Origin of the sequence: Geobacter sp. OR-1 (genome assembly GCF_000813145.1) — a bacterium.
Lineage (GTDB): Bacteria > Desulfobacterota > Desulfuromonadia > Geobacterales > DSM-12255 > Geoanaerobacter.
In genome coordinates this window covers 183,241-209,441 of record NZ_BAZF01000004.1, presented here as the reverse complement: position 1 = coordinate 209,441, position 26,201 = coordinate 183,241, and the positions used below count along the sequence as shown (strand labels likewise).

Below are 26,201 nucleotides of genomic sequence, written 5' to 3'. Positions count from 1 at the left end.
GGCTATTTCATCCAGCGAGCCAGATTGGCGGCAAGCTTGGCGTTATACTCCTCCAGGTACTGGTTCTGGAAGATGGCATCGTCGGCAAAAACCACGAACCTGCCGGCACCGTAACTGCCGCTGACGATCACCGCAAACGACTGCTCGGCATCGCCGCTGGAGAGTTTACGGTCGCCGTTCAGGTCGATCCAGGCCTTGTCGCCGGTTTTTGCCAGTGCCACGGTCCCTGCCCCCTCGTTCAACAGTGCCCAGCCGCCGAAAATGGCAAACTGTTCCAGGTCCGATGTCAGGGAGTCTGGTTCGAACCGGGTAACCTTGAAGTTGATGTCATCAGCCTTGATCAGGTTCTCCTGCTCGTGGAGGACGCTGCCGGAGACCACTACCCCGAGCATGTCAAGCAGCGGTACGAGCGGTGGACCGATATGGAGCATGATGGCAAGCTTCCCCCCGCGGTTGAGAAATGCGGCGACGCTATCCAACTCCGCCTGGGTAAACTGTTTGAAGGCGCCGGATATGACCAGCGCCCCGGTTCCGGCCAGGGTATCGGCGTCCAGCGCTCCGTCATGCGCCTTGACTGCGAATCCCTGGTCTGTGAAGACTCCGGCAAGACCGGATAGTTGCAGGGGGCCTTCTTTGCCGATCTGAAAGCGCTGGTTGTGACCATGGTCGAACAGGGCAACCGGCCGGTCTGCAGCCATGACCGGTACGGTCAGCATGAGTAAAAGGGTTATAGCGGTCACTGCATTCATTAAATGCGTCATTCATGGCTCCTTGCTATCGATAAGACCAATAGGATAATTTTTGTCTTTTATAGCAGCAATTCATGCAAACTGCAATCGATTTAGTTATTCGCATAATTAAGAAAGGTTGGCCCTGATGCCTCTCAACTGGCCGCTTTCCTGTTGCATTGCCCGGTGGTTTGTTATAGAAACTGAAGAAATCCGGTGCGAGTGATGATGAAATCTGCCGGCACGGAGTACTGCATGAGCGACCCGGTCCGTTGTCATTACGATGCGTTCCCGTACCCTCAGATAGGCGTTATTGCCTCGATTCGCCGGTGCGACACTTACAGCCTCAACCTGACCAGCCTGTGGGCCAGATTCAACGGTGAACTGCTTCCGCCCGATTCGCAACGGATTCTTCTCGCCGGTTGCGGCACCTTTTCTCCCTATCCCTTCAGCATTGCAAACCCAGAGTCCCAAATTACCGCACTGGACCTCTCAGAAGTTTCACTCAAGAAGGCCCGGTTGCGCCTGCTGCTCCATGGCTGCCGGAATGTGGCCACTGTTGCCGGAGATCTGCTCTCGCCCCGGATTGCTGCCGGGCAGTATCATTTTATCGATGCCTTCGGCGTCATTCACCATCTGGATAATCCGGCAGCCGGTCTTGCCGCCCTTGCCGATCGTCTCGCGGATGGGGGAATTCTCCGCCTCATGGTGTACAGCAAGGGGGCGCGCGGCGACATCGAAGCGATCCGGCGGGCATTGAGGCTGCTCGGGATAAAGGATGTGAGCACCGCCCGACGGCTGCTGGCACGGGCGCCGGCCGGTTCCAGGGCCGGCAGTTGCTTCTGCTCGCTCAGCGAGGCACGGACCGAGAACGGCTTTGCCGATGCCTTTTTGCACCCGTCAGCCAGGACATACCGGATTGATGAGTTGTTGGCAATGGCGGAAAAGGCAGGGCTGACGCCGCTTCTTTTTGCCCATCCCGGTGCGGTGAAAGATGTCGGTGCAGAGACCGAGAGGTTGCGGCAGGAAGAACGCAGCGGCGGGGTCTATTACAATTATGTCGTCTATCTTGGAAAACGCCCGCGTGGCACGGCTCCCCCGGAAAAGGAGAGCCTGCTTTTCCTTAACCCGGTCTTACGGCGTGGGATGGGGATGTTCGGCTTGCGAACGCTAAGGATCGACCCGAGGCTCGGGTGCGAAAACCCGCCGATAGCCAATGCTGCCCGGCGTTTCCTGAGAAGGTTCCGCGATCCGGTTGCCGTGGAATCACTCTCCGGAAACGATGTCGACAGGGCCATGACTTATTTCGATCCCTTGTTTATTGTCACCTTCCGCAGCAAGAAGAATGAATCTCACCGTGAACCGGATGTAATATAAGCCTTTGCTTGTGTCAGTTCAGGAGATCCGTTGTACCGTTCTGCCGCCTGTATGATGCTCAACCGTTCTGCTGGGGGGAGATCGGGGCTGACTCCGGTGATAAGTGTGCTGAAAACAGCGGCGATACGCTTGTCGGTTCTGTAGGATAGGTAGGTCCCCATCTCGCGTACCAGCGCGGCATAGGATCTCCCGTCAGCTGCAAGCCCGAAAAAGGCCACCGAGGATTTGAGCGGCGCAAAGTAGCGGATCCTGTATCGTTCAAGCAGCCCCTTGTTGCGGGGCGTATCTTTCAACATCACCATTGCGGACGGTTCCCAGTAAACCGGGACATAGCCGTCTCTGCTGAACATGTCAACCTCATCCTCACGGGCAACAATTGCATAGTTGATATCCCATTTACTACGGGTTTCAGGGTTATGAATGAAGCTGTACAGGACCTTGAAGATGGAATGTTCGTTGAAATGGAATATTTTCCGTTCCGGAAAGGCAAAGAAGGACAGATAGCCACCGTAACGGTCAGTGTTGTACATGTTTCCGGTCAGATTCACTTCCTTGATGAAACGGAGGGAGCCAACCGGGAAATTGTTTTCATTCAGGCGGATTCCAAAGGCGTAATCGTTCGCATCCTGGGAAAAACTTGCGGGCCTGTAAATCGGGGCAAACTTTACATAGGCGACCCCTGCCAGGCTTGCTACAGCCAGCGCCAGGGAAGCTCGCCACACGATTCTGTCCTTTCCTGCCGCAGTCAACTGTTGCGAGTAACGTGCGCAACTGCTGGCGACAATCGGCAGGGCGACCAGATTGAACGCCTCGATGCAGCGGCTGTAGCGTAGCGCAAGAATGGTAAAGGGGATGATAATGAAAAGATGCGTCAGGTCGAGTTTTCTGCGTGCCGTGATCAGCATGGCGATGGTCAGTGCGAAGAGCGCCCAGAACGCGTAAAACTCACTGCTAAACGTTGGGGGCATGAACTCGGCAGCGGTATTTACGTCTGATCCGCTCTTGAATACTGCCGGAATAATTTTGTAAGTAAGCACTCCGTAAGGATTCACCAGGGATACCGCCAGGGTCGCCAATGACCATCCCCAGAGCGATTTCAAACGTCCCGCCGGTAGTGCCGATAGTTCGAACCATGTCGCCACTCTTCCCGCAAAGTAAAATTTAACCGTTTCTCCGACGGTAAATGCCGCGAGCAACAGACATCCGTAGAGAGCGCCGTGTAATGTGTCCCAAAGGGCTATGATCAGCGGCAGGGGATATAGCCTGCGCCGGTAGTTATCGTCTGCCCTGAAGGTGTAGAGGATGTAACTGACGACAGCGATCCCCAGGAAAGAGAATAGTTGCGGACGTTCGACAAACCGGAGCAGTCCGGCATAGACCACTCCAAGGCAAAGCAGAGACGAGGTCAGAATTCCGGTTCCCTGAAAACGGGCGGTTCTGAACAAAACCCAGACGAGCGCAAGTGTCATCAGCAGCTTGAAGATGAGAAGCCCCGTGATTTCACCTGCGCGGTAGAAAAGGAACATGATTATCTGTGCAAGCCACTCATGGTTGTAGAAGTGCGTGCCTGCAGCTGTATATGAAAAGAGCTCTTGGTTGGCGATTCTGGAGGTCTCAACCATGATCCGGCCGTTGGCAACGTGCCAGAAGGTGTCGAAATCACGCAACGGGAAGACCACCAGCAATGCTATGGCAAGAAAAATCAATCCTGCCATGAAGAGCTCAATGACGCGTTTCACTTTGCGGCCGCCTGGCGTTCCATGGCATCGTCCATAACCTTGTATGCGCAGAACTCGCCGCACATGGTGCAGGCGCCGTGATCCGCAACCCCTGATTCGGCGCGGAGCTGGCGTGCCCGGTCCGGGTCGAGCGCCATGTTGAACTGCCCCTCCCAGTCGAGCTTTTTCCGGCATTGTGCCATCCGGATATCCTTTGCCATCGCCCCCTTGACCCCTTTGGCGATATCAGCGGCATGGGCCGCAATGCGGGAGGCGATCACCCCGTCGCGCACATCCTGTACCGACGGCAGTTTTAGATGCTCGCTCGGCGTGACATAGCAGAGGAAATCAGCCCCGGCCGCAGCGGCAATGGCGCCGCCGATGGCGCAGGTGATATGGTCGTAACCGGGCGCGATGTCGGTCACCAGGGGCCCGAGAACGTAAAACGGCGCGCCGTGGCAGAGGCGCTTCTGCAGGGTGATGTTCGCTTCGATCTGGTTCAACGGCACATGGCCCGGACCTTCGATCATCACCTGCACCCCGGCCTCCCGGGCCCTCTGGGTCAGTTCCCCCAGGATGATCAGCTCGTGGATCTGAGCACGGTCCGTGGCGTCGGCAAGACAGCCGGGCCTGAAGCCGTCACCGAGCGAAAGGGTCATGTCGTATTCCCGGACGATCTCCAGCAGTCGGTCGAAATGCTCGAACAGCGGGTTTTCCTTGTTGTTGTACGCCATCCACTCCACGGTGAACGCCCCGCCGCGCGAGACGACATCCATGATCCGCCCCTCGTTCTTCATCCTCTCGACCGTGCTCCGGGTGACGCCGCAGTGGACGGTGATGAAATCGACCCCGTCCTCGGCATGCTTGATGATGCCGGCAAAGATGTCGTCAACCGTCATGTCGACGATTGCCTTCTTCTTGGTCCTGACCGCGTCAAGGGCAGCCTGGTAGAGCGGAACCGTCCCGATGCAGGCCCGGGTCTCGGCAATGATGGCCCGCCTGATCTCATCCACAGGCCCGCCGGTGGAGAGGTCCATGATGGCGTCGGCGCCGTACTTAACGGCAACCCGTGCCTTTTCCAGCTCTTTACTGATATCCAGGTCATCGGCAGATGTACCGATGTTGGCATTGACCTTGGTCCGCAACCCCGTGCCGACCGCCAGGGGGCTCCCGGCGTTCCGTTTGACGTTGTGGCAGATAATGATGTTGCCGTCGATAATGCCGCTTTTTATGAATTCGGGGGGCACCCCTTCGGCCAGGGCGACCTCTTTCATCTTGTCGGTAATGATGCCGCTCCGGGCAAAATCCAGTTGTGTCTTCTGCATGTATTTACTCCTTTGATTATAACCGCTGTCCGATGCCTGCCTAAGGGTTGTACTCCGGCCCCCGGCTCTTGGCACTCTCGCCCCAAATCTCCTTTGCGGCCAGGAAATGGTTCACCGGGCCATGCCCTTTCCCCAGCGGCTGGGACAGGCGAATGGCGTTAGTTATGAACTCCTTGGCACGGCCGACCGCTACCTGCAGCGGTTCACCCTGCGCAAGAAATGAGGCGATTGCCGACGCCATGGTGCAGCCGGTTCCGTGGGTGTTCTTCGTCAAGACACGCTGCGCCGGATAACGGATGAAAGCGCTGCCGTCGAATAGTATGTCCACCGAGTTGCCGTCGCCGAGATGCCCCCCCTTGATCAGGACATTCCTGCTCCCGAGGCGGTGAATGGCTCGGGCGGCCTGCTGCATCCCGTCTTCATCGACTATGGTGATACCGCTCAAACGCTCGGCTTCGGGGATGTTGGGGGTGATCAGGTAGGCCAGGGGGAGCAGGCTGTGTTTCAGGCAGTTGACCGCTTCCCGGTCGATGAGGGATGTCCCGCCTTTGGCCAGCATCACCGGGTCGAGAACCAGCAAAGGGCGGCGGTTCGATTCCAGGGCCGTGGCCACGGCATCGATAATCCGGGACGAGAAGAGCATCCCTGTTTTGATGACATCAACAGGGATGTCCGAAAGAACAACGGCAAGCTGTTCGGTCACGAATTCCGGCTCTACGCCCTGAATCGCGCTGACCCCCCTGGTATTCTGCGCCGTCAGTGCCGTGATCACCGATGAACCGTACGAGCCGAGCAGGGTAATGGTCTTCAGGTCCGCCTGAATCCCGGCTCCTCCGCCAGAGTCGCTCCCGGCCACGGTCATGACCGAACCCCTGGGAAAAGGGTCTTTGCGGTTGAACAGCAGCGATAGTTCGCTGGCGGCGACAAAGGGGTCGCGGCTCTCCAGGACTGCCGATATGACCGCCAGGGAATCGGCGCCGCTGTCAATGACCTTGTGTGCGTTGTTTCTGGTTATGCCGCCGATGGCAACAATCGGGATCTGGATATGGGGCCGGACCTCCGCTAGTCCGGTCGGGCCGGGAAGGTGCTCGATCTCCTTGCTCCTGGTGGGGAACATGGCGCCGAAGCCGATGTAGTCGGCACCTGCCTGCTGGGCTGCTAACGCCTCGTCCAGGTTGTGGGCAGATATACCGAGCAGCCGGTAGGGGCCGAGCAGTTGCCTGGCTTCGGCCGGATCGCCATCGCTCTGTCCGAGATGCAGGCCGTCGGCATCGAGTTCCAGGGCCAGAGGAAGGTCGTCGTTGACGATAAAGGGAATATCGTTATCAGCTGCCAGCCGGCGCAGTTCTCCGCCCAACAATGACTTTTCGGCGCGATCAGACCCTTTGTGGCGGAACTGGAGTGCTGCGACACCACCGGGTATGGCCCTGCGCACCCGCTCGACAATGTTCGGCCCTTCGTCGGTTACCAGGTAGAGTCCTTCGATACGGCTGCTTGCGCCGCTCCGGTCAACCACCAGACGGAGATGATCGTTTTTTCTTCGGTCCATGACTTTTTCCACGGTGTGGATTCTCAGGTTTCCGGCAATAGCGGCGAGGGGGCACGGGGCGGGTAATGGAGGATTGTCGTGACACCGCTTCCCTACGCCGGTATTACCCGGATCAGGTCTTAAGGGTCTGAGACCGTCAGTCTCATCTCAGTTCTTGCGAACTCCCCCAGCAGGCATTTCCAGATTCAATGGCCGCGCAAAATCGCATCCGGCGTCCTGGCGCTGCCATCAAATTCGGAAACATCAAACTAAAATATCCTGATCGTATAGTCAATTAGATAATTGATGGCATTGAGTTATTGCAATCGAGATGACAGAGTACCCATATCCGTTAGAAATTGTCAGATAAGTCAATAGGGTATAGGTATTTCACCTTTACACCGGATGACGTCCATGTTAGAAAATGTTGTTAGTCCAATCTGAAACCCCTATACCAAGAGCCGCCGTATGGACAGTCGCCCCACAATAGCCGAGATCAACCTTAGCGCGTTGCGATACAATTTTGCCCAGGCCAGAAAGGCCGCCGGTTCAGAGGTCGGGATCCTTGCCGTAGTCAAGGCCGACGCCTATGGCCACGGTTTCATGGATGTCGCCACATTGCTCGACCGGGAAGGGGTGACCGCTTTCGGTGTCGCCTTCCTGGCCGAAGGGATCCAGCTCCGCAAGAGCGGCATCGACCGGCCGGTACTTATCCTGGGCGGGGTTTATCCGGGGCAGGAGAGGAAATGCGTCGGGTATAACCTTTCGACTGCGGTCTTTAGCATCGACCAGGCGGCCGCACTGGATGCCGTTGCCGGGCGGCTCTACCGTAAGGCCAAGATCCATGTCAAGATCGATACCGGCATGGGGCGGCTCGGCATAACACCGGCCGAGGCCCCCGGGTTTTTTCGAGCAGGTGCGCGGCATGCGCAACATCGAGCTGGAAGGCTTGATTTCCCATTTCTCCTCGGCCGACGAGCTCGACGATGACGGCAACCGTTACAGCGCCAGGCAGGCGGAGCTGTTTGAGCGGGCCATAGCCGATTGCCGGACAGCTGGGTTCGATCCGCAGTATGTGCATATCGCCAACAGTGCGGCCCTGTTTACCCGGAGCTTCCCTTTGTGCAATCTCGCCCGTCCCGGTATTGTGCTTTACGGTGCGCTCCCTTCCCCGGATTTTGCCGGGCGGCTGGACCTGAAACCGGTCATGCGCCTGGTGAGCCGGGTCGCAATGCTGAAGCAGGTCGAGCAGGGAACCAGCATCAGCTATGCCCGCAGGTACACGGCGGACCAGACTCGGCTGATTGCCAGCGTGCCGGTAGGTTATGCCGATGGCTATCCCAGGGCGCTTACCAACCGTGGCGAGGTGATCGTCAGGGGGTGTCGTGCGCCGGTGGTCGGCACTGTCTGCATGGACTGGATCATGGTTGATGTTACCGATATCCCCGCTGTTTCTGTTGGGGATGAGGTGACGCTGCTTGGTTGCGACCGGGGTGGGAACTGCATCGGCGCGGAAGAGCTGGCGGAAAAGGCCGGGACGATACCCTATGAAATTTTCTGCGGCATCAGCAAGCGGGTGCCCAGGGTTTACATAGAGGTAGATTGACAAGATGACACATTCTGCTTTTACCGATATTTCATCGATGTGCCGCAATTTTGCCCGGGTTCGGAAAGGGGTGCAGGCATGCGCCTGACCTCATCGTTGCCCATGTTTCAGCTGCTGCTCCTTTCTGTGGGGTTGCTCCTTTGCATTATCGTAGCCATGCCGCTGTTCGTGGGAAAGATCGAATTCACGGGTGACGATTATCTGCTTCTCAACGACAGCGCCAGAGGGTTGTGGGACATCTGGACAAGGCCTTCAGGCATTGATTTTGTGCCGGTAACCATAACTTCGCTTGTCCTTGATACCTGGTTTTGGGGTCAGAACCCCAAGATGTTCCACCTTACCAACCTGATCATCTATTTTTTCATAGGGGTGACAGCGTATCGTTTCGTTCAGAAGGTGGTTTCGCCTCCTGAAAAAGATCTTGAGGCAACAAGGCTTGTCAATCTGGTGACCGGCGTTGCCGTGTTTATGATGCTATTACATCCTATGAACATGGAGAGCCTTGCTTCGGTTGCCCAGCGCCGGGAACTGCTCTATGTGCTGTTCGGGCTTCTAGCTCTTTGTTGTTATGCCGATGCCGTCAGGATCGGACGGCATCCCGGGTATGCATGGCTTTTCGTGCTCCTTGCCCAACTTTCCAAAGAGACCGCGATTGTAATCCCCGCACTTTTCCTAGCTATAGAAGTCGTAGCAGGTAACCGGGCAGACCGCAGCAAAAAGAGATGGCCGGTTTTCGCAGTCGGGCTGCTCATAACCCTTGCCATTTTCATCTTTCAGGTCAAGGCTGTTGAGCATACCGGACTCATTGTCGTAGACGCTCCCTCTAACGTTGTTACCCGATTGGGAGGGGTTGTCCGTACAACGAATTTCATTCTGCTCAAGTTTCTGGCACCAGCCGGACTTACCTACGACTACGACCTCCCGCGCCCTGCGGCACTCCCTCCCGCTGGCGAGTGGCTGTTACCGATCGTTGTGCTGGCCGGGATCATCTGGGTTGCGTTACGGCGACACTGGAGAAGCCTGGCCCTTTTGTCCATGCCGGTTGTTGCCATTGCTCCGTACCTCAATATCCTGCATTTCGGGCAAAATATCCCCGGGCAGATGATTTTTTTTGACCATTACATGTTGATGCCTACCATGCTTGCTTCTGCCACCTTTGTCGCGCTGATCTTCCTGCTGTCTCAGGCTGTGCTGAAGGCGGCACTCTGTGCAATGATCGCTGTTGTCCTTGTATATCTGTTCATAGATTATTATCAGGTGCGGTTTTGGCAAAACAGGGAAACGCTTTACTCGCATCTGGTAGAGCAGTCTCCCCGGATGCCCAAAGGGTACTTTTTCCTGGGGAGGTATTATCTTGAACAGAACCGGTATCGCGAGGCCCGGCGCGTGTTCACTGACCTACTTTCTACCAAAGGATGGAATCCGACCTTTGCGGAGGTTTACCAGCATTTGGGCGATGCCTGCGCGTTTTCTGGCGATTACCCGAACGCCGAGATCAATTATCGGCGTTACCTCAACATAAAGAAGGACGATATCAAATCTCTTCAGAACCTCTCAACGCTTCTGATTGAAACCGGTAGGTGCGACGAGGCCAGGTTGGTCTTGGAACGGTTGCTGAGAGCCTATCCGGGTGATTACATCGGCACGTATAACATGAAGCGCCTGACCGGAGACGCCGGGTGCAAAAAGAGATGATTCTTCTTAACAACTCCCGCGGAGTCAAGTATGAACTGTGAAGGTAAAAAACTTATAAGCATAGTAACGCCGTGCTACAACGAAGAGGATAACGTCGCCGAACTCTACCGGCAGGTGCAGGAGGTGCTTGCCTCGTTGCCGGAGTACCGTTTTGAGCACATCTTCATCGACAATGCCTCGAAGGACCGGACCGTTGCGATCCTGAAGGAGATTGCCGCAACGGACCGGAACGTCAAGATAATTGTCAACAGCAGGAATTTCGGTCATCTCCGTTCCCCTGTCCATGGTATCCTTCAGGCGAGCGGCGATGCCGTGATTCTGCTGGTAGCGGACCTCCAGGATCCGCCGCCCATGATCAGGGCGTTTGTCCGCAAATGGGAAGAGGGGTTCAAGGTCGTGCTCGGGGTCAAGACCAACAGCGAAGAGACCCCGGCCATGTTCATGATCCGGAAGATGTACTACAACCTGATCGGCAGGCTTTCCGACATCGAACTGACCAAAAACAATACCGGCTTCGGTCTTTACGACCGTTGCATTGTCGAATCGCTTCGCCGGATCGACGACCCTTATCCCTATTTCCGCGGCATGGTCTCCGAGATCGGATTCGAAAAGGCCACCATTGAATACCTTCAGCCGGTGCGGAAGCGGGGGATCACGAAAAATAACTTCTACACCCTGTACGATACCGCCATGCTCGGCATCACCAACCATTCGCGGGTGCCGCTCCGGATGGCCACCATGATCGGTTTTGCCATGTCGGCCCTGAGCCTGCTCGTTTCCATCGGGTATCTGGCGGCCAAAATGATATTCTGGGAACGGTTCAGCGCCGGGATGGCGCCGGTTGTCATCGGGCTGTTCTTCTTTTCTTCGGTGCAACTCTTTTTCATCGGCATCCTCGGTGAATATATCGGCCTGATCTATACGCAGGTGCAAAAACGGCCGCTGGTGATTGAACAGGAACGGGTGAATTTTGACGTAAAGCAAGGTTGAAAGGGCGTGATTTTCATTAGCGGGAACGCGATCAAACTGACAAACATGGTGAAGGCGGCCGGTTGAGCCGCCAAACTGGGCCCGGCGGGTCTTGAGGAAGCCATGAGCAAGTTGCACCCTGCGACAGATTCCGCCCTGCTGGTCGGGCCCGAAACTGCCGACGATGCCGGGGTCTATCGTCTCTCCGCCGACCTTGCGCTGGTGGAGACCGTTGACATCATAACCCCGTTGGTGGACGATCCTTACACCTTTGGCCGGATTGCGGCAGCCAATGCCCTTTCGGACGTGTACGCCATGGGTGGGAAGCCGGTGACCGCCCTGAACCTGGCCTTTTTTCCTGCCTGCAGCATGCCCGCGGAGCTTCTGTCCTATATTCTGGCCGGTGGCCAGTCGATGCTCGCCGAGGCCGGTGTCTGTCTGACCGGAGGGCATACCGTCGAAGACGACGAGCTGAAATATGGACTGAGCGTTACCGGCACCATTCACCCTGACAGGATCGTCAGGAATTCAACAGCAAAAGTCGGGGATTCCCTTTATCTGACCAAACCGATCGGTTTCGGTATTATAAGTACCGCTATCAAGGCTGATATGGCGGATAAGGGGGTTATCGATGAAGCGGTACGCTGGATGACAACCCTCAATGACCGTGCGTCGCAGCTGATGATCGAGTGCGGTGCGAATGCGTGCACAGATGTCACCGGCTTCGGGCTGATCGGCCATGCTTGCGAGATGGCGCGGGGGGCAGGGGTGAGCATCCGGTTGAACATAGATGACATCCCGGTCGTCAATGGTGTTCAGGAACTGATAAGAGATGGCCTGATTCCTGCGGGGTGCTATCGGAACCGGGACTATTTCGGGAGTTCGGTGACGATCGATTCGCGCTTCACGGTGCATGACGCGCCTGTTATCCCGCTTTTCGATCCGCAGACGTCCGGAGGATTGTTGATAGCCGTCGCTTCCGAGTCCTGCGCAAGGTTCGAGCGTGAGGCCAGCCGTAGAGGTGTAGCTGCCGTATGTATTGGAGAAGTAGTCAGCAGCGACAAGGATTCAGTAATTTTGCGTTAAGATCAAATGACTGCATAGGATCACAACCTTGCTTGAGAGATCAAAATCTATTCACGTTGCCATAATCATTCTCGTCTCCCTGTTGGTCTGCTGCAACTCCCTATTCAATGGATTTGTCTGGGACGACCGGATTTACCTCCTCGGGAATAGGGCGCTTGCGGAACTGAATATCAAGTCGATCCTTTTCACCAAGGTATCCGGCATAGAATATTTTCCGGTTCGCGATCTTTCGCTTGCCCTTGACTACCGAATCTGGGGTGAAAACCCCTTTGGTTTTCACCTGACCTCGGTGGTGATTTTTGCTCTCTGCGGCATTGCGGTCTACCTGCTTGCACACTCTCTGCACCGGCTCGAATCCTCGGCGGCAACAGGGTCTGAAAATCACAGCAGTCTGGCACCATTGGCGGTAGCGCTTTTTTTCGCCGTTCACCCTATCCATGCCGAAACTTTCAACTGGATCACCTGCAGGGGCGCATTGCTCTCCGGTCTTTTCTCTTTTTCCGCCTGCCACCTGTTTCTCCGTTACCTGGACGACTCCGGAGGACGGCGCTATCTCGTTTTCTCTCTGGCCTGCTATGCTGCCGCCCTGCTCTCCAAGGCATACTGTCTCACCCTGCCGCTGATCCTGCCGCTTTTCGTCCTGATCCGATCGGGCTGGAAACCTGACCGGCGGCTGCTTTCGGTACTGCCGTTCCTGATGCTTGCCGTGCTTGCCTTTTTCGGCTTCTCGGCAGTCGGCACGAGCAGCAGGGTCATAACCGAGACATCCGCAGCTGCGGCAACAGTCGGCAACAAGGTTGCACTGGCGGTTCAGATACCGTATTTCTATATCGCAAAATTCATTCTGCCGCTTGACCTGTGCGCTGAATACCAGTCGTCATTCGCCACCGGCATGACCGATATCGGAAGCATTGCCGCGGTTGCCGGGATCTTGCTCCTTCTGGCAGGTCTGGTGGTTGCGTGGCAGCGTCGGGCGACTCTGCCGGTAATTGCCCTGGTGTGGTTTCTGGTCACCATGCTGCCGCTACTCAATATTTTCTCAACCCATCCGGTTGTTGCCGATCGTTACGCCTATCTGCCCTCATTCGCTTTTTGTCTGGTTGCCGGGCGGCTTGCCGCTCGTAGCAGGGGAGCATGTGTAGCGGCTGTTCTCATCCTGACGGTCTGGAGCGGTCTGACCATTGCCCAGAACAGGACCTGGCTATCGGACAAGACTCTCTGGGAGCAGGCAATCAGGGTGAAACCAAGCGCCTATGCCTATGTCAATCTTGGAGATTATCACTTCTGGCGTGGCGAATATGTTCAGGCATTTGCGGCATTCAACAAGGCGAAGGAGTTAGCGCCTGGCAATACCAAAATCCATCTCTATAAAGGGTATCTCCTGTATCAGCAGAAAGATTTCAGTGGCGCAATAACGGAATTTGAAAAGCTCCTCGCTGCAAACGACTCGATCATGGCGCGGTATTTTCTTGGCATGGCCCAAGAGGGCAATGGCAACAGGGAGGCTGCAGTCAAGGCATTTCGCGATGTGCTTGTCTCCGGAGATATGGATCCACAAGGATATTATCGCCGCTCTGCCAGAGAGAATCTGCAGAAGCTCGGAGTTGCAGGGATGGGACGATGAACTCTCTCCTTGCCGTAGACTTGGGCACCACCACCATTGTCGCCTCCCTGCTTGACGAGGCTACCGGAGAGCGGCTGGCATCAGGAATGGCGCTCAACCCCCAGCGGCAGTTCGGGTCCGATGTCGTCACCAGGATTTCAACAGCTGTTGCGTCGGAAGCCGACCGGCATGAAATGTCCCGTCTCGTCATTGAAACTCTCCGGTCATTGGCGCTTCGCCTGCTCTCCGAATCCGGCCGCAGGCTTGAATCGCTGACAATGGCGGCTATAGCCGGGAATCCGGCCATGGAGCATCTTTTACTTGATCTGCCGTTGGAGTCTCTTGCCAGGGTTCCGTTCCGGCCACTTTTCCATGAGGGAAAATCACTGTTGACAGGAGATCCCGGATTTGGCATTGACGTTCCGTTATATCTCTTTCCTCTCCCCGGAGGTTTTGTCGGCGGAGACCTTGTCGCTTTTCTCTACGGCCAACTCGAAGATTTATCACCCCTTGCGTCCATCTCCCGTCTCTTCCTCGATATCGGCACAAATGCCGAAATTGCCCTTGTTGCGAGGGATAAAATCTTTGCTACATCTGCTGCTGCCGGCCCTGCCCTTGAGGGCGGGAGTCTTGCCTGCGGGATGCCGGCATTGTCCGGAGCTGTCTCTTTGGTCACGATCAGTGGCGAAAAGGTGGCATTGAAGACCGTTGGCGATGCGCCACCAAAAGGTGTTTGCGGTACCGGCGCCCTGTCTGCCGTTGTATCGCTGCTGGCTGCCGGCATCATAACCGGAGAAGGCAGGTTGCTGTCTCCGCAGGAGATCCCATCCAATCTCGCCAACCGGGTTGTCGAAAAAGATGGTGAACCGGCTTTCCAGCTCTACAGGGGGGCAGGGTGCGACCTGTTCCTGTCCCAGAGCGACATCCGGGGAATCCAGTTGGCAAAGGGGGCGATCAGGGGGGGAGTGGAGCTCTTGCTCGACCGTGCCGGCATTGCCTGGAACGAACTCGCTACGGTAACGGTTTCCGGTTCCTTCGGTTTTTCAATCGCTTCTGAATGCCTGGAGGGGCTGGGGATTATTGCTCCGGAAGCTGTCTGCCGGGTCAGGACCGTCCCGGACGGTGCACTTGCCGGAGTAGAGCGGTTCCTGCGCAGGGGGAGCCCTGCCGGCAATATTGACGCAATGGCAGCGGGGATAAAAATGCTGCCGCTTTCAGGTTCACCGCTGTTTGAAAAGATGTTTTTCCAGCATATGAATTTTCCGATTCCAGAGGGGACTGAACCATGACGCAGGCTAGCGAAAGATTTTTTTCAGTGACAAGCCGGCGTCAGCACCTGTTTATTATTGCCGTCGTTTCTCTGGCCACCTTTTTCAGTGTGGTCAATAACGGCTTTGTCTGGGATGATGCCGGTTATTTGTTGTCGCGCAGCGCATTGCGTAATTTCGATCTGGTCACAATATTCACATCAGCAGCCAACAGCATCGAATACCTTCCGGTCCGCGATCTTACCAGCGCCATTGATTTTCTGGTCTGGGGCGAATCCCCGTGGGGGCACCACCTTACCAGTCTCGTGATACATGTTATTTCCGGCCTCCTGGCATACCTGCTTGCCGAAGAGGTAGTGGCCGTTGGGGATGGCGAAACATTTCACTGGCAACAGGCTTTTGTCCCGCTGGCAACGGGATTGCTGGTTGCCCTGCACCCTTTACAGGCGCAGGCAGTGAGCTGGGTGGGGTGTCGTAACGTCATTCTGGCCGGTATGTTCTCCTTTCTTGCGACTCTCTTGTATCTGAAATTCCTCTCTTCCGGCAGCAGAAAGCTTTATCTCTGGGGCGTGGTCATATTTGTATGCGCCATGCTTTCCAAGGCCACCGCCATAATCCTGGTGCTACTGCTGACTCTGGCGTCGCTCTACCGCCCTGCCGGCAAAAAGATAACAGAGCACTTGTTGTACCTTGCCCCATTCTGGGTTTTGACGGCAGTGTTCTATTTCGTGCATACGGGCGTTGCCTTCAACAACAGGGTTTTAAGCCAGTCCACACCGGAAACGCTCTTGTCAAGGGTTGCGGTTTCGGTTCAGATACCATGGTTTTATATCGCCAAATTCATTTTCCCCGCAAATCTTTCCCCAGAATACGACATTGCCTTTCCTCAGCGGTTCTCTTCTCCAATCGTAATTGCAGCTGTAGCCGGGCTGCTTGCACTGACAACAGTAGTCGTCGTGTACCGTAGAAAGGAGCCATTGCTCTTTTTCGGAATGGCGTGGTTCTTTCTCTCGCTTATCCCGGTACTGAAAATTTTTGTCGCCTCAACAATCGTTGCCGACCGTTACTGCTACATCCCGATCTTCGGCCTCTCTCTGGCCTTGTCTTCGGTTGTCGGCAAGCTTGCCGGAGAAAGGGGGAGAGCGGCTGTTTCCGCCGGTCTGTTGCTTTTGGTCTCGCTGTTCGCCGTTCTCTCTTTCAGGGAGAGTCTTGTCTGGAGTTCCGATGAGACTCTTTTCCGGAGGGGGATAGAGGCCTCCCCGACCAACGGCAAACATTACTCGAATCTCGGATTATACTATTTCCGCCGGAAGATGTACGATAAGGCCTTTCCCTTGCTTGACAAGGCGCGGATGACCACATATTCACGGGATTACTACAGTTACTGCAAGGCCGAACTCCATATCGAGCGCAAGGAGTATCCTGAGGCGATAGCCGCACTTGAAAAGGCGCTCTGGAGAAATGACAAGTTCGACCTCGCCTTAATGAAGCTCGGGGAGACTTACGAGGCAGTCGGAGATTTCGAATCGGCCTTTGCGCAGTATTCTAAGCTGCTGACCCTTGACTGGTTTGTCCCTTGGGAAGTGAGGGAGCGGGCTGAGAAACTCCGTAACCGGCTGGCTGGTAAAATCAACGGTGAGCTTGACCTGATGAGGGGAGAGGTTGCTGCGGCACCTGAAAATTTGCGGTTGCGGGGCGAACTGGCACTCAAACTCGATCGTCTCATGTTATACGAGGAGGCGTTGAAGGAGTATAAAGCCCTTGAGTCCCACGGGATGAAAGGCTGGGAGCTGCACTACAACATCGGCAATGTGCTGATGAAACTGAAGCGTTTCGGTGAAGCTGCCCGGTCATTCCAGGCATGCATTGCATATAATCGGAACAACAAGGATGCATATAACAACTTAGGGATTGCTTTTAAGGAGCTGAAAGATTATCAACGCGCCAGAGATGCCTTCGAGCAGGTTTTGTCCCTGGACCCGCACTTCGCGATGGCGCAATTCAATTTGGCGAACGTTTATTATCTCATGGGTAGGCATGAAGACGCGAAGCGGCTTGCCACGAAGCTGTTCTCCGAATCTCCGGAGATGAAGGCAAAGGTCGGATCATTCCTCGTTCAGTGACCTAAAGGGTTGGACGGTAATTGGACGGCGATGAAAAAAATCTTTGCAACCGAAATACTATGCTGGTATTTGTGACCAGGATATCGATTGATTCAACCCTGGATACTAACAACAAGGAGCGCTGAACCAATGGCAAAAATTACTAGAGCACTCATCAGTCTGTCGGACAAGGCAGGTATCGTTGAATTCGCTCAGGAACTCTCCAAATACGGCGTGGAGATTCTGTCCACAGGCGGTACCGCGAAACTGCTTCGCGATGCGGGTCTGGCGGTCAAGGATGTCTCCGAATTCACCGGCTTCCCCGAGATGCTTGACGGCCGGGTCAAGACGCTGCATCCCAAGGTTCACGGCGGACTGCTGGGGATGCGCAGCAATCCGGAGCATGTTGCTACCATGAAGCAGCACGGCATCGAGCCGATCGACATGGTGGTGGTGAACCTCTACCCATTCGAGGCCACGGTTGCCAAGCCCGGCTGCGCTCTCGAAGACGCCATTGAGAATATCGACATCGGCGGACCCACCATGCTCCGGTCTGCGGCTAAGAACAATGCCGATGTGACGGTGATTGTCGATCCGGCCGATTACGCCAAGGTCCTGGATGAGATGAAGGCCGGCAACGGCACGGTGTCAAAGGAGACCAATTTCCGGCTGGCGGTGAAGGTCTATCAGCACACCGCCGCCTACGACGGGGCAATTTCCAACTGGCTCGGCAGCCGCACCGGCGACACGGTTGAGAAGTATCCCGAAACCCTTACCTTCCAGTATCGCAAGGCCCAGGGGATGCGTTATGGTGAAAACCCTCACCAGTCGGCGGCCTTCTATGTCGAGAACAAGGTCAGTGAGGCGTCCATCTCCACTGCCCGCCAGCTTCAGGGGAAAGAGCTGTCCTACAACAATATCGGCGATACCGACGCGGCCCTGGAGTGCGTCAAGCAGTTCACGGAAGGGCCGGCCTGCGTCATCGTCAAGCATGCCAATCCCTGCGGAGTTGCCATAGGCGACACCCTTCTAGATGCCTACGACCGGGCGTACAAGACCGATCCGGAATCGGCCTTCGGCGGGATCATCGCCTTCAACCGGGAGCTGAACGGTGAAACCGCACAGGCGATCTGTGACCGCCAGTTCGTCGAGGTGATCATTGCACCGAGGGTTTCGGCCGAGGCGAGTGCAATAGTGGCATCGAAGAAAAACGTCCGGCTCCTCGAATGCGGGGAATGGTCGCCGGTTTCCGCTGCCCGGCTCGATTTCAAGCGGGTCAATGGCGGAATTCTGGTGCAGGACACCGATCTGGAGCTCCATGGAGATCTGAAGGTTGCCACCACCCGTCAGCCTACGGAAAAGGAGATGATCGATCTCCTTTTCACCTGGCGGGTCTGCAAGTTTGTCAAGTCCAACGCCATTGTTTACGGCAGATCCGGAATGACCATCGGCGTCGGCGCCGGCCAGATGAGCCGGGTGAACTCCGCCCGGATAGCTGCCATCAAAGCCGAGCATGCCGGGTTGGAAGTCAAGGGGGCAGTCATGGCTTCCGATGCGTTCTTCCCGTTCCGTGACGGGATCGACAATGCGGCCGCGGCCGGGATAACCGCGGTCATCCAGCCCGGGGGGAGCATGCGCGATGAAGAGGTAATCGCTGCCGCCAACGAGCACGGCATGGCGATGGTGTTTACCGGGATGCGTCATTTTCGGCATTAAAACTCTGGCAGCCGGTCACGCTCGGATAGCTAAAATGCACATATATAGTCTCCTTCGCCCTATTAGGATGAGTAGCTGCGTGTGGGCTATGCTTTGGCTATTGGATATAGCATAGTACATTTGCGAGCTCTGCAGCTTATAAAGACCTTGAAAAATACCTTGGCAAAATTTGATTGGGCAGCGTGAACCGCACTGTGCAAACAGAAAACCCTATGAACGGTTGTTTCCCAATGTGGAAGATCTATCTCACACTGTTTGTGCTGGTAGCAGTCTGTTTCTCTGTTTACAGCCAGACTCTTAACATGGGGTTTGTGTGGGACGATACCGATATGATTGTCGGGAATCGCTATGTTGTTGAGAAAGTCGATATATCAAAGATATTTACGACAGAGCTTTGGGCCGGCACCAGCTCTTTCAACGAAACGTCGAGTTACTATCGTCCCCTGGCAGTCATGCTTTTAAAAGCGGACTACGTTCTTTCAGGGAAAAGCCCAGCCGGGTATCATCTTACAAACCTGCTACTGCATTGTTTGGTGACAACTGCTGTATTTCTGTTAACGTTCAACCTCCTGGCGGGAATTAAACCTGCATTTATTGCCGGAATATTGTTTGCGGTTCACCCTGTTCATGCGGAAGCAGTCTCCTGGATTGGCGCTCGTACCGACTTGTTGCCGGCCCTGTTCCTTTTCTGGAGTTTGTATTTTCACACGCTGTATCGCAAAAGGGGATCGATATATTGGGTGTTGCTGGTATTCATTACAGGAGCAGGAGCACTTCTTTCAAAAGAGATGGCGATTACCCTGCCTGCGTTGATATTTATTGTTGACTGGTATCTCGGGGTTGCTCTCAAATTACGCTTGAAGATGTTCTTTGTGTATTTAGCCGGGTTGGTTGCTCCTTATATGATTGTCAGGTCAATGATCATCGGCTCGCTTGATCTCTCCGGACAGCCTTTTTTGTGGAGAATTTACTCAGCTATCTATTTTTATGCAAAGTATCTGGTGAACCTGTTTTTCCCGTTCGATCTCAAAGTCGTTTACGACCTGTCGGGCCAAAATCGGTTCTTCTCCTCTTCGGTATTGTTGTCACTGTTACTGCTTGTGTCTGTTCTCTGCATGGTTTTCAACTCCAGAAACAGGGGAAAAGGGGTATCATTCGGCATATTGTTCATTCTAATCTCACTTCTCCCCGTTTCCGGGCTTCCGATGATCATTAAGCCGTTCCCGGTTGCGGACAGATACCTGTACATACCATCTTACGGTTTTTCATTCTTGGCTGCGGTTGCATACATCTGGGTATCCCGGCACCCGGGTTTGGAAGCCGCTGGTCATATGCGTCTGGTAAGCGCTTTCAAGAGACCAATCTATTTCGTAGATATGGTTGTGGTTGCAATCGTCGTCTGCTTTGCGGCATTGTCTGTTGCTAGAGCAAAAAACTGGTCTGATGATCAAACATTTTATTATAAAGTCATGCGTGATGTCCCGGGTAATTCCCTCGGTTATCTCAACCTGTCGAAAATTTTATATGAAAAGAAAAATTTCGCGCAATCTGAAACACTTTTGTTGAACGCACTCAACAACACCCGCAGAAATGATGAAGAAATGATCAGGAATAACCTTGGGAAAACATACGAAGCGATGGGAAATTACAGCGCTGCCTTGATTGAATATCGTAAAGCGATTGATGTATCGCCGAGTTATCAGTTAGCAATAAACAATCTCGGCAAACTGTACCGGAATCTGGGGGAGTTCGAAAAGTCAGAAGCGGAATTTGTAAAACTCGCTGCATTGATGCCAGGCAGTGCAATCCCTTATCAGGAACTTGGCCAGCTTTATCTTAAGCAGAACCGTCTGGGGGCAGCGTACGATCAGTTTGCGCAGGCTTTGCGTATAGATCCTCGCTCTGCTCCAGCGCAAAATAACATCGGTCTCCTGTATGTTCGTAAGGGAGATTTTGAATCAGCTATAAAGCACTTTCGGGAATCAGTGAGACTCCGTCCGGAAGAGCCTGTTTATAGAAACAACCTTCAAGCTGCAATGAACGAATCAAAAAAATGAACTCAAGACGGTTCCACAAATCTAATAAATTGATGGGGGCGCAATGAACGTTTTGGTTATAGGTAGCGGCGGGCGGGAGCATGCCCTGGTCTGGAAGATCACCCAGTCGCCGCTGGTGAAAAAGGTATACTGTGCTCCAGGTAATCCCGGCATCGGCCAGATTGCCGAAAATGTGCCGATAAAGGTGGACGACCTCCCCGGCCTGCTGGCATTTGCCCAGAAAGAGGATATCGGGCTCACGGTCGTGGGGCCGGAACTCCCCCTGTCCCTGGGGATCGTCGATCTTTTTGAAGAGTATGGCCTGAGGATATTCGGTGCGCGCCGCAACGCCGCGCTCATTGAGGCCAGCAAGGCGTTTTCCAAGGATATCATGAAAAAATACCGAGTGCCGACAGCCTTTTATGAGGTGTTCAGCGAGGTGGAGCCGGCAATTGCCTACATCGAAAAGCATGGCGCCCCGATAGTGGTCAAGGCGGACGGTCTTGCTGCCGGCAAAGGTGTTATCGTCGCACAGACCAAGGATGAGGCGATCGCTGCCGTCAGGGAGATGTTGTCCGGAAATGCCTTTGGTGATGCCGGTTCCAGGGTGGTGATCGAAGAGTTTCTCAGGGGGGAGGAAGCGTCTTTCCTGGCGATCACCGATGGCAAGAACATCATCCCTTTGGCCAGTGCGCAGGACCACAAGGCGGTCTTCGATGGCGACAAGGGGCCGAACACCGGAGGCATGGGCGCGTATTCCCCGGCGCCGGTGGTAACCCCCGCCATACATGAAAAAGCGATGACGGAGGTCATGCGCCGCACCATAGACGGAATGGCTGCCGAGGGCCGGCCATATCGCGGCGTACTTTATGCCGGGCTGATGATCGACGGCGATTCCGTAAAAACACTGGAGTTCAATGCCAGGTTCGGAGACCCTGAATGCCAGCCCCTGCTGATGAGGATGAAATCTGATATTGTCCCGCTTATGCTGGCAGTTGCCGATGGGGATATCTCCGGGATGTCGCTCGAATGGCACGACCAGGCAGCGGTGTGCGTGGTGATGGCGGCAAAAGGGTATCCGGGCGATTATCCCAAGGGAGATATAATCAGCGGCCTTGATCTTGCTGCAACGATGCCGCACCTGATGGTCTTTCATGCCGGCACCGCAGCTGCCGGAACCTCGTTCGCCACCAACGGCGGCAGGGTTCTGGGCGTTACTGCTGTAGGTGATACGGTGAAAGACGCCATAGACCGCGCCTATGCCGGTGTTTCGGCCATTAGCTGGGATGGCGTTCATTTTCGCAGGGATATCGGCAGCAAGGCAATTGATAGAGCAGGGTAATGATCAACAACAAGAAACTTGTCGTCGTACTGCCGGCATACAATGCGTCAAAGACGCTCAAAAATACATATAACGAGATTCCGTTCGAATTTGTTGATGAAGTTGTGCTTGTTGACGATGCCAGCGGTGACGATACTGCCGAGGTTGCCAGAAGCCTGGGGATCAAAACCATAGTGCATGACCGGAACAAGGGGTATGGCGGCAATCAGAAAACCTGTTACCGTGCCGCCTTGGACCTTGGGGCGGATATTGTCGTAATGCTCCACCCCGACTATCAATACACACCGCGGCTGGTGACGGCAATGGCTTCGATGATCGCTTTCGGCGAGTTTGATGCGGTCCTTGGCTCAAGGATTCTCGGAATTGGTGCACTGCAAGGCGGAATGCCGCGCTATAAATATATTGCGAACCGGCTGCTTACCTTTCTGGAAAATGTTCTGCTCGGGCATAAGCTTTCAGAATATCATACCGGTTACAGAGCATTTTCACGTGAGCTGTTGGAGCAACTGCCGCTGGACCTGAACTCTGATAATTTCCTCTTTGATAATCAGGTGATCGCCCAGATAATCTGGTACGGGTTCAGGGTTGGTGAAGTAAGTTGCCCTACAAAGTATTTTCCGGAAGCGTCGTCAATCAATTTTCGGAATAGCGTTGTTTACGGTGTTGGTGTCATGGTGACTGCGCTACAATTCAGGCTGTCCAGAATGGGCCTCATGCATGCCCGTATTTTCCCCGGAGGAAATGCACAATGAAAAACCCCCAGGTTTTGGTAATAATGGGTAGCGACTCTGACCTGCCGGTAATGGAAGAGACTGCCAAGGTTCTGGACGAATTCGGGGTAACGTTTGAAATGAGAGTCTCCTCTGCCCATCGTTCTCCGCAGAGAACGGCAGAACTGGCGTCCAGCGCAGCCGCGCGCGGCGTAAAGGTCATAATTGCCGCTGCCGGAATGGCAGCACATCTTGCCGGTGTGATAGCTGCAGAGACGACCTTGCCGGTGATCGGAGTCCCTATTGGCGGCAGTCCGTTAAATGGTGTGGATGCCCTTTATGCCATGGTGCAGATGCCGGGGGGGATTCCGGTGGCTACCATGGCTATCGGGAAATCTGGCGCAAAAAATGCCGGCATATTGGCGGTGCAGATGCTTGCCATCTGCAATCCAGAGTTGTCGGAACGCCTGGTTGCTTATAAATTCAGGCTCTCGGAAGAGGTTGCGGCAAAGGATACTGCGCTGCAGGAACAACTCGTGTTGAAAAACCGCAGCTAGCGTTACATCTTTCCAAGTTGTTTTCCCTTGACAACATCAGGTCGCTGTATTAGTTTCCCTTCAAAATTCTCATCTCAGGGAAAAGGGGGAAGATTCAATGAAGACCTTAGTTGCTTTGTTCGCAGTAGTTGCTTTTGCCGGGACCGCCTTTGGCGCAGACGTTATTGAAATGAAGAAAGGTGTTAAATTCAATCACAAGGCTCACCAGGCCTCTGTCGGCGACTGCAAGAAGTGCCACGAAAAAGGACCGGGCAAGATAGCCGGCTTTGGCAAGGAAATCGCCCATGGCAAGGGGTGCAAAGGTTGCCATGCCGACTTGAAGAAAGGCCCCACAAGCTGCAAGGATTGCCACAAGTAATCTGACTTTGACAGGTTCTGAATAAAGGGATAACGACTAGTTCGTTGTCCCTTTTATTTTATGAGTATGGCCAGGCTGATGTCCGGAAAATTGATTGTATTTGTTGGAATGATTCCTGTATAATCAACCGCTGGTTGGCGGTATGAACACAAATGGCGACTAAGGAGTAAATCTTGACAACGAATAACAAAGGCTTCATCCAGGGGCTCTGGGACTTCTTCTGTTCTCTAAAGCTGGCTATTTCCCTTCTCATCGGTTTGGCTGTAACATCGATAATCGGCACCGTCATTCCACAGGTTCCGAACATACCCGAAGAATATATCAGTTCTTTGAGCCAGACAAAGCTCCAGATTTACGACAAGATCGGGTTCTTTGATATGTACCACTCCTGGTGGTATATCCTGCTTCTATATCTTTTCACCGTAAACTTGGTGGCGTGCTCCATGAAGAGGCTCCCAAGGGTATGGAAAATAGTCACAGAACCAAACCTGGTGCTGGATGAGGGATTGGAGAAATCACTCTCTCTCACTCGGGACCTGAAGCTGAAGGGGGGGCTTGCTGCCCTGAAGGACGGGTTCACCGGATTTCTTGCCAAGGAGTTTGCCGCACCGGTCGTAACTGAGAAAGATGGCGAGGTTCATCTGTATGCCCAGAAAAACCCCTGGTGCCGCCTTGGGGTTTATGTCGTTCACCTCAGCATCGTTATCATCTTCATCGGGGCAATTATCGGTTCACTGTTCGGTTACAAGGGCTGGGTTCAGATAACGGAAGGTACGAGTGAATCAAAGGTCCTCGGCCGCAACAACAAACCGATTGACCTTGGTTTTGCAGTAAAATTGGAAAAGTTTTCCGTTGCGTTTTATGAGACCGGAGCCCCTAAGGAGTTTAAGAGCATCCTCACTGTTGTCGAGAATGGTAAACCTGTTCCCGGGTATGTCAACATCCCTATAGTGGTAAACGATCCCCTTTCCTACAAGGGCATCACCTTCTACCAGTCAAGTTACGGCCCTGCAGGAGAGGGTGGGACATTCTACTTTACCGTCAGGGAGAAGAAGGGCGGCGCACCGATAAAGATCACCGCTCGCCAGGGGGAGTCGGTCCAGCTCCCCGGCGGGCGGACCATGCATGTTACGGAATCTACTCAGGACGTTCGGCAATTTATCCCGCAGATGTCGGGCCCTGCTGCTCGTATCGAGGTCCATTCACCTGGGAAGCAGCCGGACAGTTTCATCGTGTTCCGCAACTTCCCGAAATTGGATGAGGAACGGGGCGGAGACCTGGTATTTTCCTATGATGGATCCGATGAAAAATTCTATACCGGTCTCCAGGTTGCCAAAGATCCCGGCGTATGGATAGTCTGGTTTGGCTGTACGCTCATGGTTGTCGGGATAATAATGGCCTTTTTCATGTCGCATAAACGGATTTGGGTCAGAATTTCGTCCAGCGGCCGCGTGGTGGTTGCCGGTAGTGCCAGCAAGAATCAGCCCGCTTTTCAAGGTGCTTTTGATGAGTTGACAGGAAAGATGGAAAAACTGTAATGCTATAGATCTGTAAAACCAGGCAGCCTGTAGCCACTTAACAATATCAACGATTTACGATTACCGGAGGATACAATCGATGTCCAGTTCTATGCTGTTCAATGTCACAACAATAGTTTACATGGTATCCATGATCGTCTTTTTTGCTTTTCTCGCCACTAAAAACAAGCAGATAGGATTGGTCGGCAGCTGGGCGGCCTATGCCGGCTGGATTATTCAAACAATAGCCATAATTCTACGCTGGAAAGAGTCTTACGACATGGGCGTTGGCCATGCCCCGCTCTCCAATTTATATGAATCGGTTGTTTTTTTCTCGTGGACCATCATCCTCATCTACGGGATCATCGAGTTGAAGTACAAATACCGGGTTGTCGGCGCGTTTGTTGTGCCATTTGCCCTTCTTGGCATGGCCTGGGCGCAACTCGGTCTCCATAGCGGGATAGAGCCGCTGGTCCCGGCATTGCAGAGTAACTGGCTCCTTTATCATGTCATCACCTGCTTTCTTGGTTACGCGGCGTTTGCCGTTGCCTGTGGCATTTCAATCATGTATCTGATCAAGGAACGCCAGGAAAAGGCCGATGGCGACTCCCCTGCCGGAGGTATCTTTTCCATGTTTCCTGCCATCAGGATTCTTGATGACCTCAATTACAAGGCGATCATGATCGGGTTTCCTCTCCTGACCTTGGGAATAGTTACCGGTGCGGCATGGGCAAACTATGCCTGGGGTACCTATTGGAGCTGGGACCCAAAAGAGACCTGGTCACTTATTGTCTGGTTCGTCTATGCGGCGTTCCTCCATGCACGAATCACTCGCGGCTGGGTGGGGAGGAGAGCGGCGATTCTTTCTATCGTAGGTTTCGCGGCCACCATTTTCTGCTATCTTGGGGTGAACCTGTTCCTTTCGGGGTTACACAGTTATGGGAAATAATGATATTGCTC

At 54.3% G+C, this 26,201-nt stretch carries 19 protein-coding genes, 1 pseudogene and 1 riboswitch; of the genes and pseudogenes, 16 read left to right on the top strand and 4 right to left on the bottom strand.

All coding sequences use genetic code 11. The annotated features are described in order from the left end of the window. Positions 1–2 precede the first annotated feature (2 nt). A complete protein-coding gene (locus OR1_RS06020; RefSeq protein ID WP_041970656.1) occupies positions 3–761 on the bottom strand; it encodes a DUF4350 domain-containing protein in 759 nt (252 codons plus the stop codon). Positions 762–983: 222 nt separating this feature from the next. Between OR1_RS06020 and OR1_RS06015 the strand changes: the two genes are divergently transcribed. Then, complete coding sequence (locus OR1_RS06015; protein WP_041970655.1) at positions 984–2,105, top strand: bifunctional 2-polyprenyl-6-hydroxyphenol methylase/3-demethylubiquinol 3-O-methyltransferase UbiG; 1,122 nt, start codon at positions 984–986, stop codon at positions 2,103–2,105. Here the strand turns inward: OR1_RS06015 and OR1_RS06010 are convergent. The 3 genes from OR1_RS06010 to thiD are packed head-to-tail and all read right to left on the bottom strand — an operon-like array spanning position 2,081 to position 6,697. Then, complete coding sequence (locus tag OR1_RS06010; protein ID WP_041970653.1) at positions 2,081–3,844, bottom strand: hypothetical protein; 1,764 nt, start codon at positions 3,842–3,844, stop codon at positions 2,081–2,083. The genes OR1_RS06015 and OR1_RS06010 overlap by 25 nt on opposite strands. After that, positions 3,841–5,148 (bottom strand): phosphomethylpyrimidine synthase ThiC, encoded by a 1,308-nt coding sequence (gene thiC / locus OR1_RS06005; protein WP_041970652.1) that lies wholly within the window; start codon positions 5,146–5,148, stop codon positions 3,841–3,843. The genes OR1_RS06010 and thiC overlap by 4 nt, the downstream gene beginning before the upstream one ends. Positions 5,149–5,188: 40 nt before the next feature. Then, positions 5,189–6,697 (bottom strand): bifunctional hydroxymethylpyrimidine kinase/phosphomethylpyrimidine kinase, encoded by a 1,509-nt coding sequence (thiD, locus tag OR1_RS06000; RefSeq protein WP_041970650.1) that lies wholly within the window; start codon positions 6,695–6,697, stop codon positions 5,189–5,191. A 72-nt stretch (positions 6,698–6,769) separates the two neighbouring features. Continuing rightward, positions 6,770–6,875, bottom strand: a riboswitch (TPP riboswitch). 269 nt (positions 6,876–7,144) lie between these two features. On the opposite strand from thiD, the pseudogene alr reads away from it, so the two are divergent. The 15 genes and pseudogenes from alr (at position 7,145) to ccsB (ending at position 26,190) form a co-directional block, all read left to right on the top strand. After that, positions 7,145–8,282, top strand: a pseudogene (gene alr, locus OR1_RS05995) (alanine racemase). 78 nt (positions 8,283–8,360) lie between these two features. Then, positions 8,361–9,977 (top strand): M48 family metallopeptidase, encoded by a 1,617-nt coding sequence (locus OR1_RS05990; protein WP_041970649.1) that lies wholly within the window; start codon positions 8,361–8,363, stop codon positions 9,975–9,977. A gap of 30 nt (positions 9,978–10,007) precedes the next feature. Continuing rightward, positions 10,008–10,967, top strand: coding sequence for a glycosyltransferase family 2 protein (locus OR1_RS05985; protein ID WP_041970648.1), 960 nt, complete (start codon positions 10,008–10,010; stop codon positions 10,965–10,967). A gap of 15 nt (positions 10,968–10,982) precedes the next feature. After that, complete coding sequence (selD, locus tag OR1_RS05980; RefSeq protein WP_162483607.1) at positions 10,983–12,032, top strand: selenide, water dikinase SelD; 1,050 nt, start codon at positions 10,983–10,985, stop codon at positions 12,030–12,032. Between the two features lie 28 nt (positions 12,033–12,060). Continuing rightward, on the top strand, positions 12,061–13,656 hold the full coding sequence (locus OR1_RS05975; RefSeq protein WP_041970644.1) for a tetratricopeptide repeat protein: 1,596 nt from the start codon (positions 12,061–12,063) through the stop codon (positions 13,654–13,656). Next, complete coding sequence (locus tag OR1_RS05970) at positions 13,653–14,924, top strand: ASKHA domain-containing protein (RefSeq protein ID WP_041970643.1); 1,272 nt, start codon at positions 13,653–13,655, stop codon at positions 14,922–14,924. The genes OR1_RS05975 and OR1_RS05970 overlap by 4 nt, the downstream gene beginning before the upstream one ends. After that, entirely contained in the window at positions 14,921–17,026 is a 2,106-nt protein-coding gene (locus OR1_RS05965) for a tetratricopeptide repeat protein (RefSeq protein ID WP_041970642.1), read from the top strand. Before OR1_RS05970 ends, OR1_RS05965 begins: the two co-directional genes overlap by 4 nt. A gap of 129 nt (positions 17,027–17,155) precedes the next feature. Then, complete coding sequence (gene purH / locus OR1_RS05960; protein WP_041970640.1) at positions 17,156–18,721, top strand: bifunctional phosphoribosylaminoimidazolecarboxamide formyltransferase/IMP cyclohydrolase; 1,566 nt, start codon at positions 17,156–17,158, stop codon at positions 18,719–18,721. Positions 18,722–18,951: 230 nt separating this feature from the next. Further along, entirely contained in the window at positions 18,952–20,778 is a 1,827-nt protein-coding gene (locus OR1_RS05955) for a tetratricopeptide repeat protein (protein ID WP_041970639.1), read from the top strand. A 43-nt stretch (positions 20,779–20,821) separates the two neighbouring features. Continuing rightward, positions 20,822–22,099, top strand: coding sequence for a phosphoribosylamine--glycine ligase (gene purD, locus OR1_RS05950; protein WP_041970638.1), 1,278 nt, complete (start codon positions 20,822–20,824; stop codon positions 22,097–22,099). Continuing rightward, positions 22,099–22,851, top strand: coding sequence for a glycosyltransferase family 2 protein (locus OR1_RS05945; protein WP_041970636.1), 753 nt, complete (start codon positions 22,099–22,101; stop codon positions 22,849–22,851). The genes purD and OR1_RS05945 overlap by 1 nt, the downstream gene beginning before the upstream one ends. Then, positions 22,848–23,366 carry a 5-(carboxyamino)imidazole ribonucleotide mutase gene (gene purE / locus OR1_RS05940; RefSeq protein ID WP_041970634.1) on the top strand — a complete coding sequence of 173 codons (519 nt, stop codon included), beginning with the start codon at positions 22,848–22,850 and terminating at the stop codon, positions 23,364–23,366. The genes OR1_RS05945 and purE overlap by 4 nt, the downstream gene beginning before the upstream one ends. A 97-nt stretch (positions 23,367–23,463) precedes the next feature. Continuing rightward, positions 23,464–23,724: a cytochrome c3 family protein gene (locus OR1_RS21420; RefSeq protein ID WP_082002827.1), complete on the top strand. Its 261-nt coding sequence runs from the start codon at positions 23,464–23,466 to the stop codon at positions 23,722–23,724. Positions 23,725–23,897: 173 nt separating this feature from the next. After that, a complete protein-coding gene (locus OR1_RS05930; RefSeq protein ID WP_041970631.1) occupies positions 23,898–25,262 on the top strand; it encodes a cytochrome c biogenesis protein ResB in 1,365 nt (454 codons plus the stop codon). A 79-nt stretch (positions 25,263–25,341) separates the two neighbouring features. Then, positions 25,342–26,190, top strand: a complete 849-nt coding sequence (gene ccsB, locus OR1_RS05925) for a c-type cytochrome biogenesis protein CcsB (protein ID WP_041970630.1) — start codon at positions 25,342–25,344, stop codon at positions 26,188–26,190. Positions 26,191–26,201: the final 11 nt, after the last annotated feature.

What these genes read in the sequence shown, in the direction of transcription:
- OR1_RS06020 (WP_041970656.1), bottom strand. Translation starts at nt 761, where the DNA reads ATGACGCATTTAATGAATGCAGTGACCGCTATAACCCTTTTACTCATG.
- purE (WP_041970634.1), top strand. Translation starts at nt 22,848, where the DNA reads ATGAAAAACCCCCAGGTTTTGGTAATAATGGGTAGCGACTCTGACCTG.
- OR1_RS05965 (WP_041970642.1), top strand. Translation starts at nt 14,921, where the DNA reads ATGACGCAGGCTAGCGAAAGATTTTTTTCAGTGACAAGCCGGCGTCAG.
- OR1_RS21420 (WP_082002827.1), top strand. Translation starts at nt 23,464, where the DNA reads ATGAAGACCTTAGTTGCTTTGTTCGCAGTAGTTGCTTTTGCCGGGACC.
- OR1_RS05945 (WP_041970636.1), top strand. Translation starts at nt 22,099, where the DNA reads ATGATCAACAACAAGAAACTTGTCGTCGTACTGCCGGCATACAATGCG.
- purD (WP_041970638.1), top strand. Translation starts at nt 20,822, where the DNA reads ATGAACGTTTTGGTTATAGGTAGCGGCGGGCGGGAGCATGCCCTGGTC.
- ccsB (WP_041970630.1), top strand. Translation starts at nt 25,342, where the DNA reads ATGTCCAGTTCTATGCTGTTCAATGTCACAACAATAGTTTACATGGTA.
- OR1_RS05970 (WP_041970643.1), top strand. Translation starts at nt 13,653, where the DNA reads ATGAACTCTCTCCTTGCCGTAGACTTGGGCACCACCACCATTGTCGCC.
- thiC (WP_041970652.1), bottom strand. Translation starts at nt 5,148, where the DNA reads ATGCAGAAGACACAACTGGATTTTGCCCGGAGCGGCATCATTACCGAC.
- OR1_RS05985 (WP_041970648.1), top strand. Translation starts at nt 10,008, where the DNA reads ATGAACTGTGAAGGTAAAAAACTTATAAGCATAGTAACGCCGTGCTAC.
- purH (WP_041970640.1), top strand. Translation starts at nt 17,156, where the DNA reads ATGGCAAAAATTACTAGAGCACTCATCAGTCTGTCGGACAAGGCAGGT.
- OR1_RS06015 (WP_041970655.1), top strand. Translation starts at nt 984, where the DNA reads ATGAGCGACCCGGTCCGTTGTCATTACGATGCGTTCCCGTACCCTCAG.
- thiD (WP_041970650.1), bottom strand. Translation starts at nt 6,697, where the DNA reads ATGGACCGAAGAAAAAACGATCATCTCCGTCTGGTGGTTGACCGGAGC.
- OR1_RS05955 (WP_041970639.1), top strand. Translation starts at nt 18,952, where the DNA reads ATGTGGAAGATCTATCTCACACTGTTTGTGCTGGTAGCAGTCTGTTTC.
- OR1_RS05990 (WP_041970649.1), top strand. Translation starts at nt 8,361, where the DNA reads ATGCGCCTGACCTCATCGTTGCCCATGTTTCAGCTGCTGCTCCTTTCT.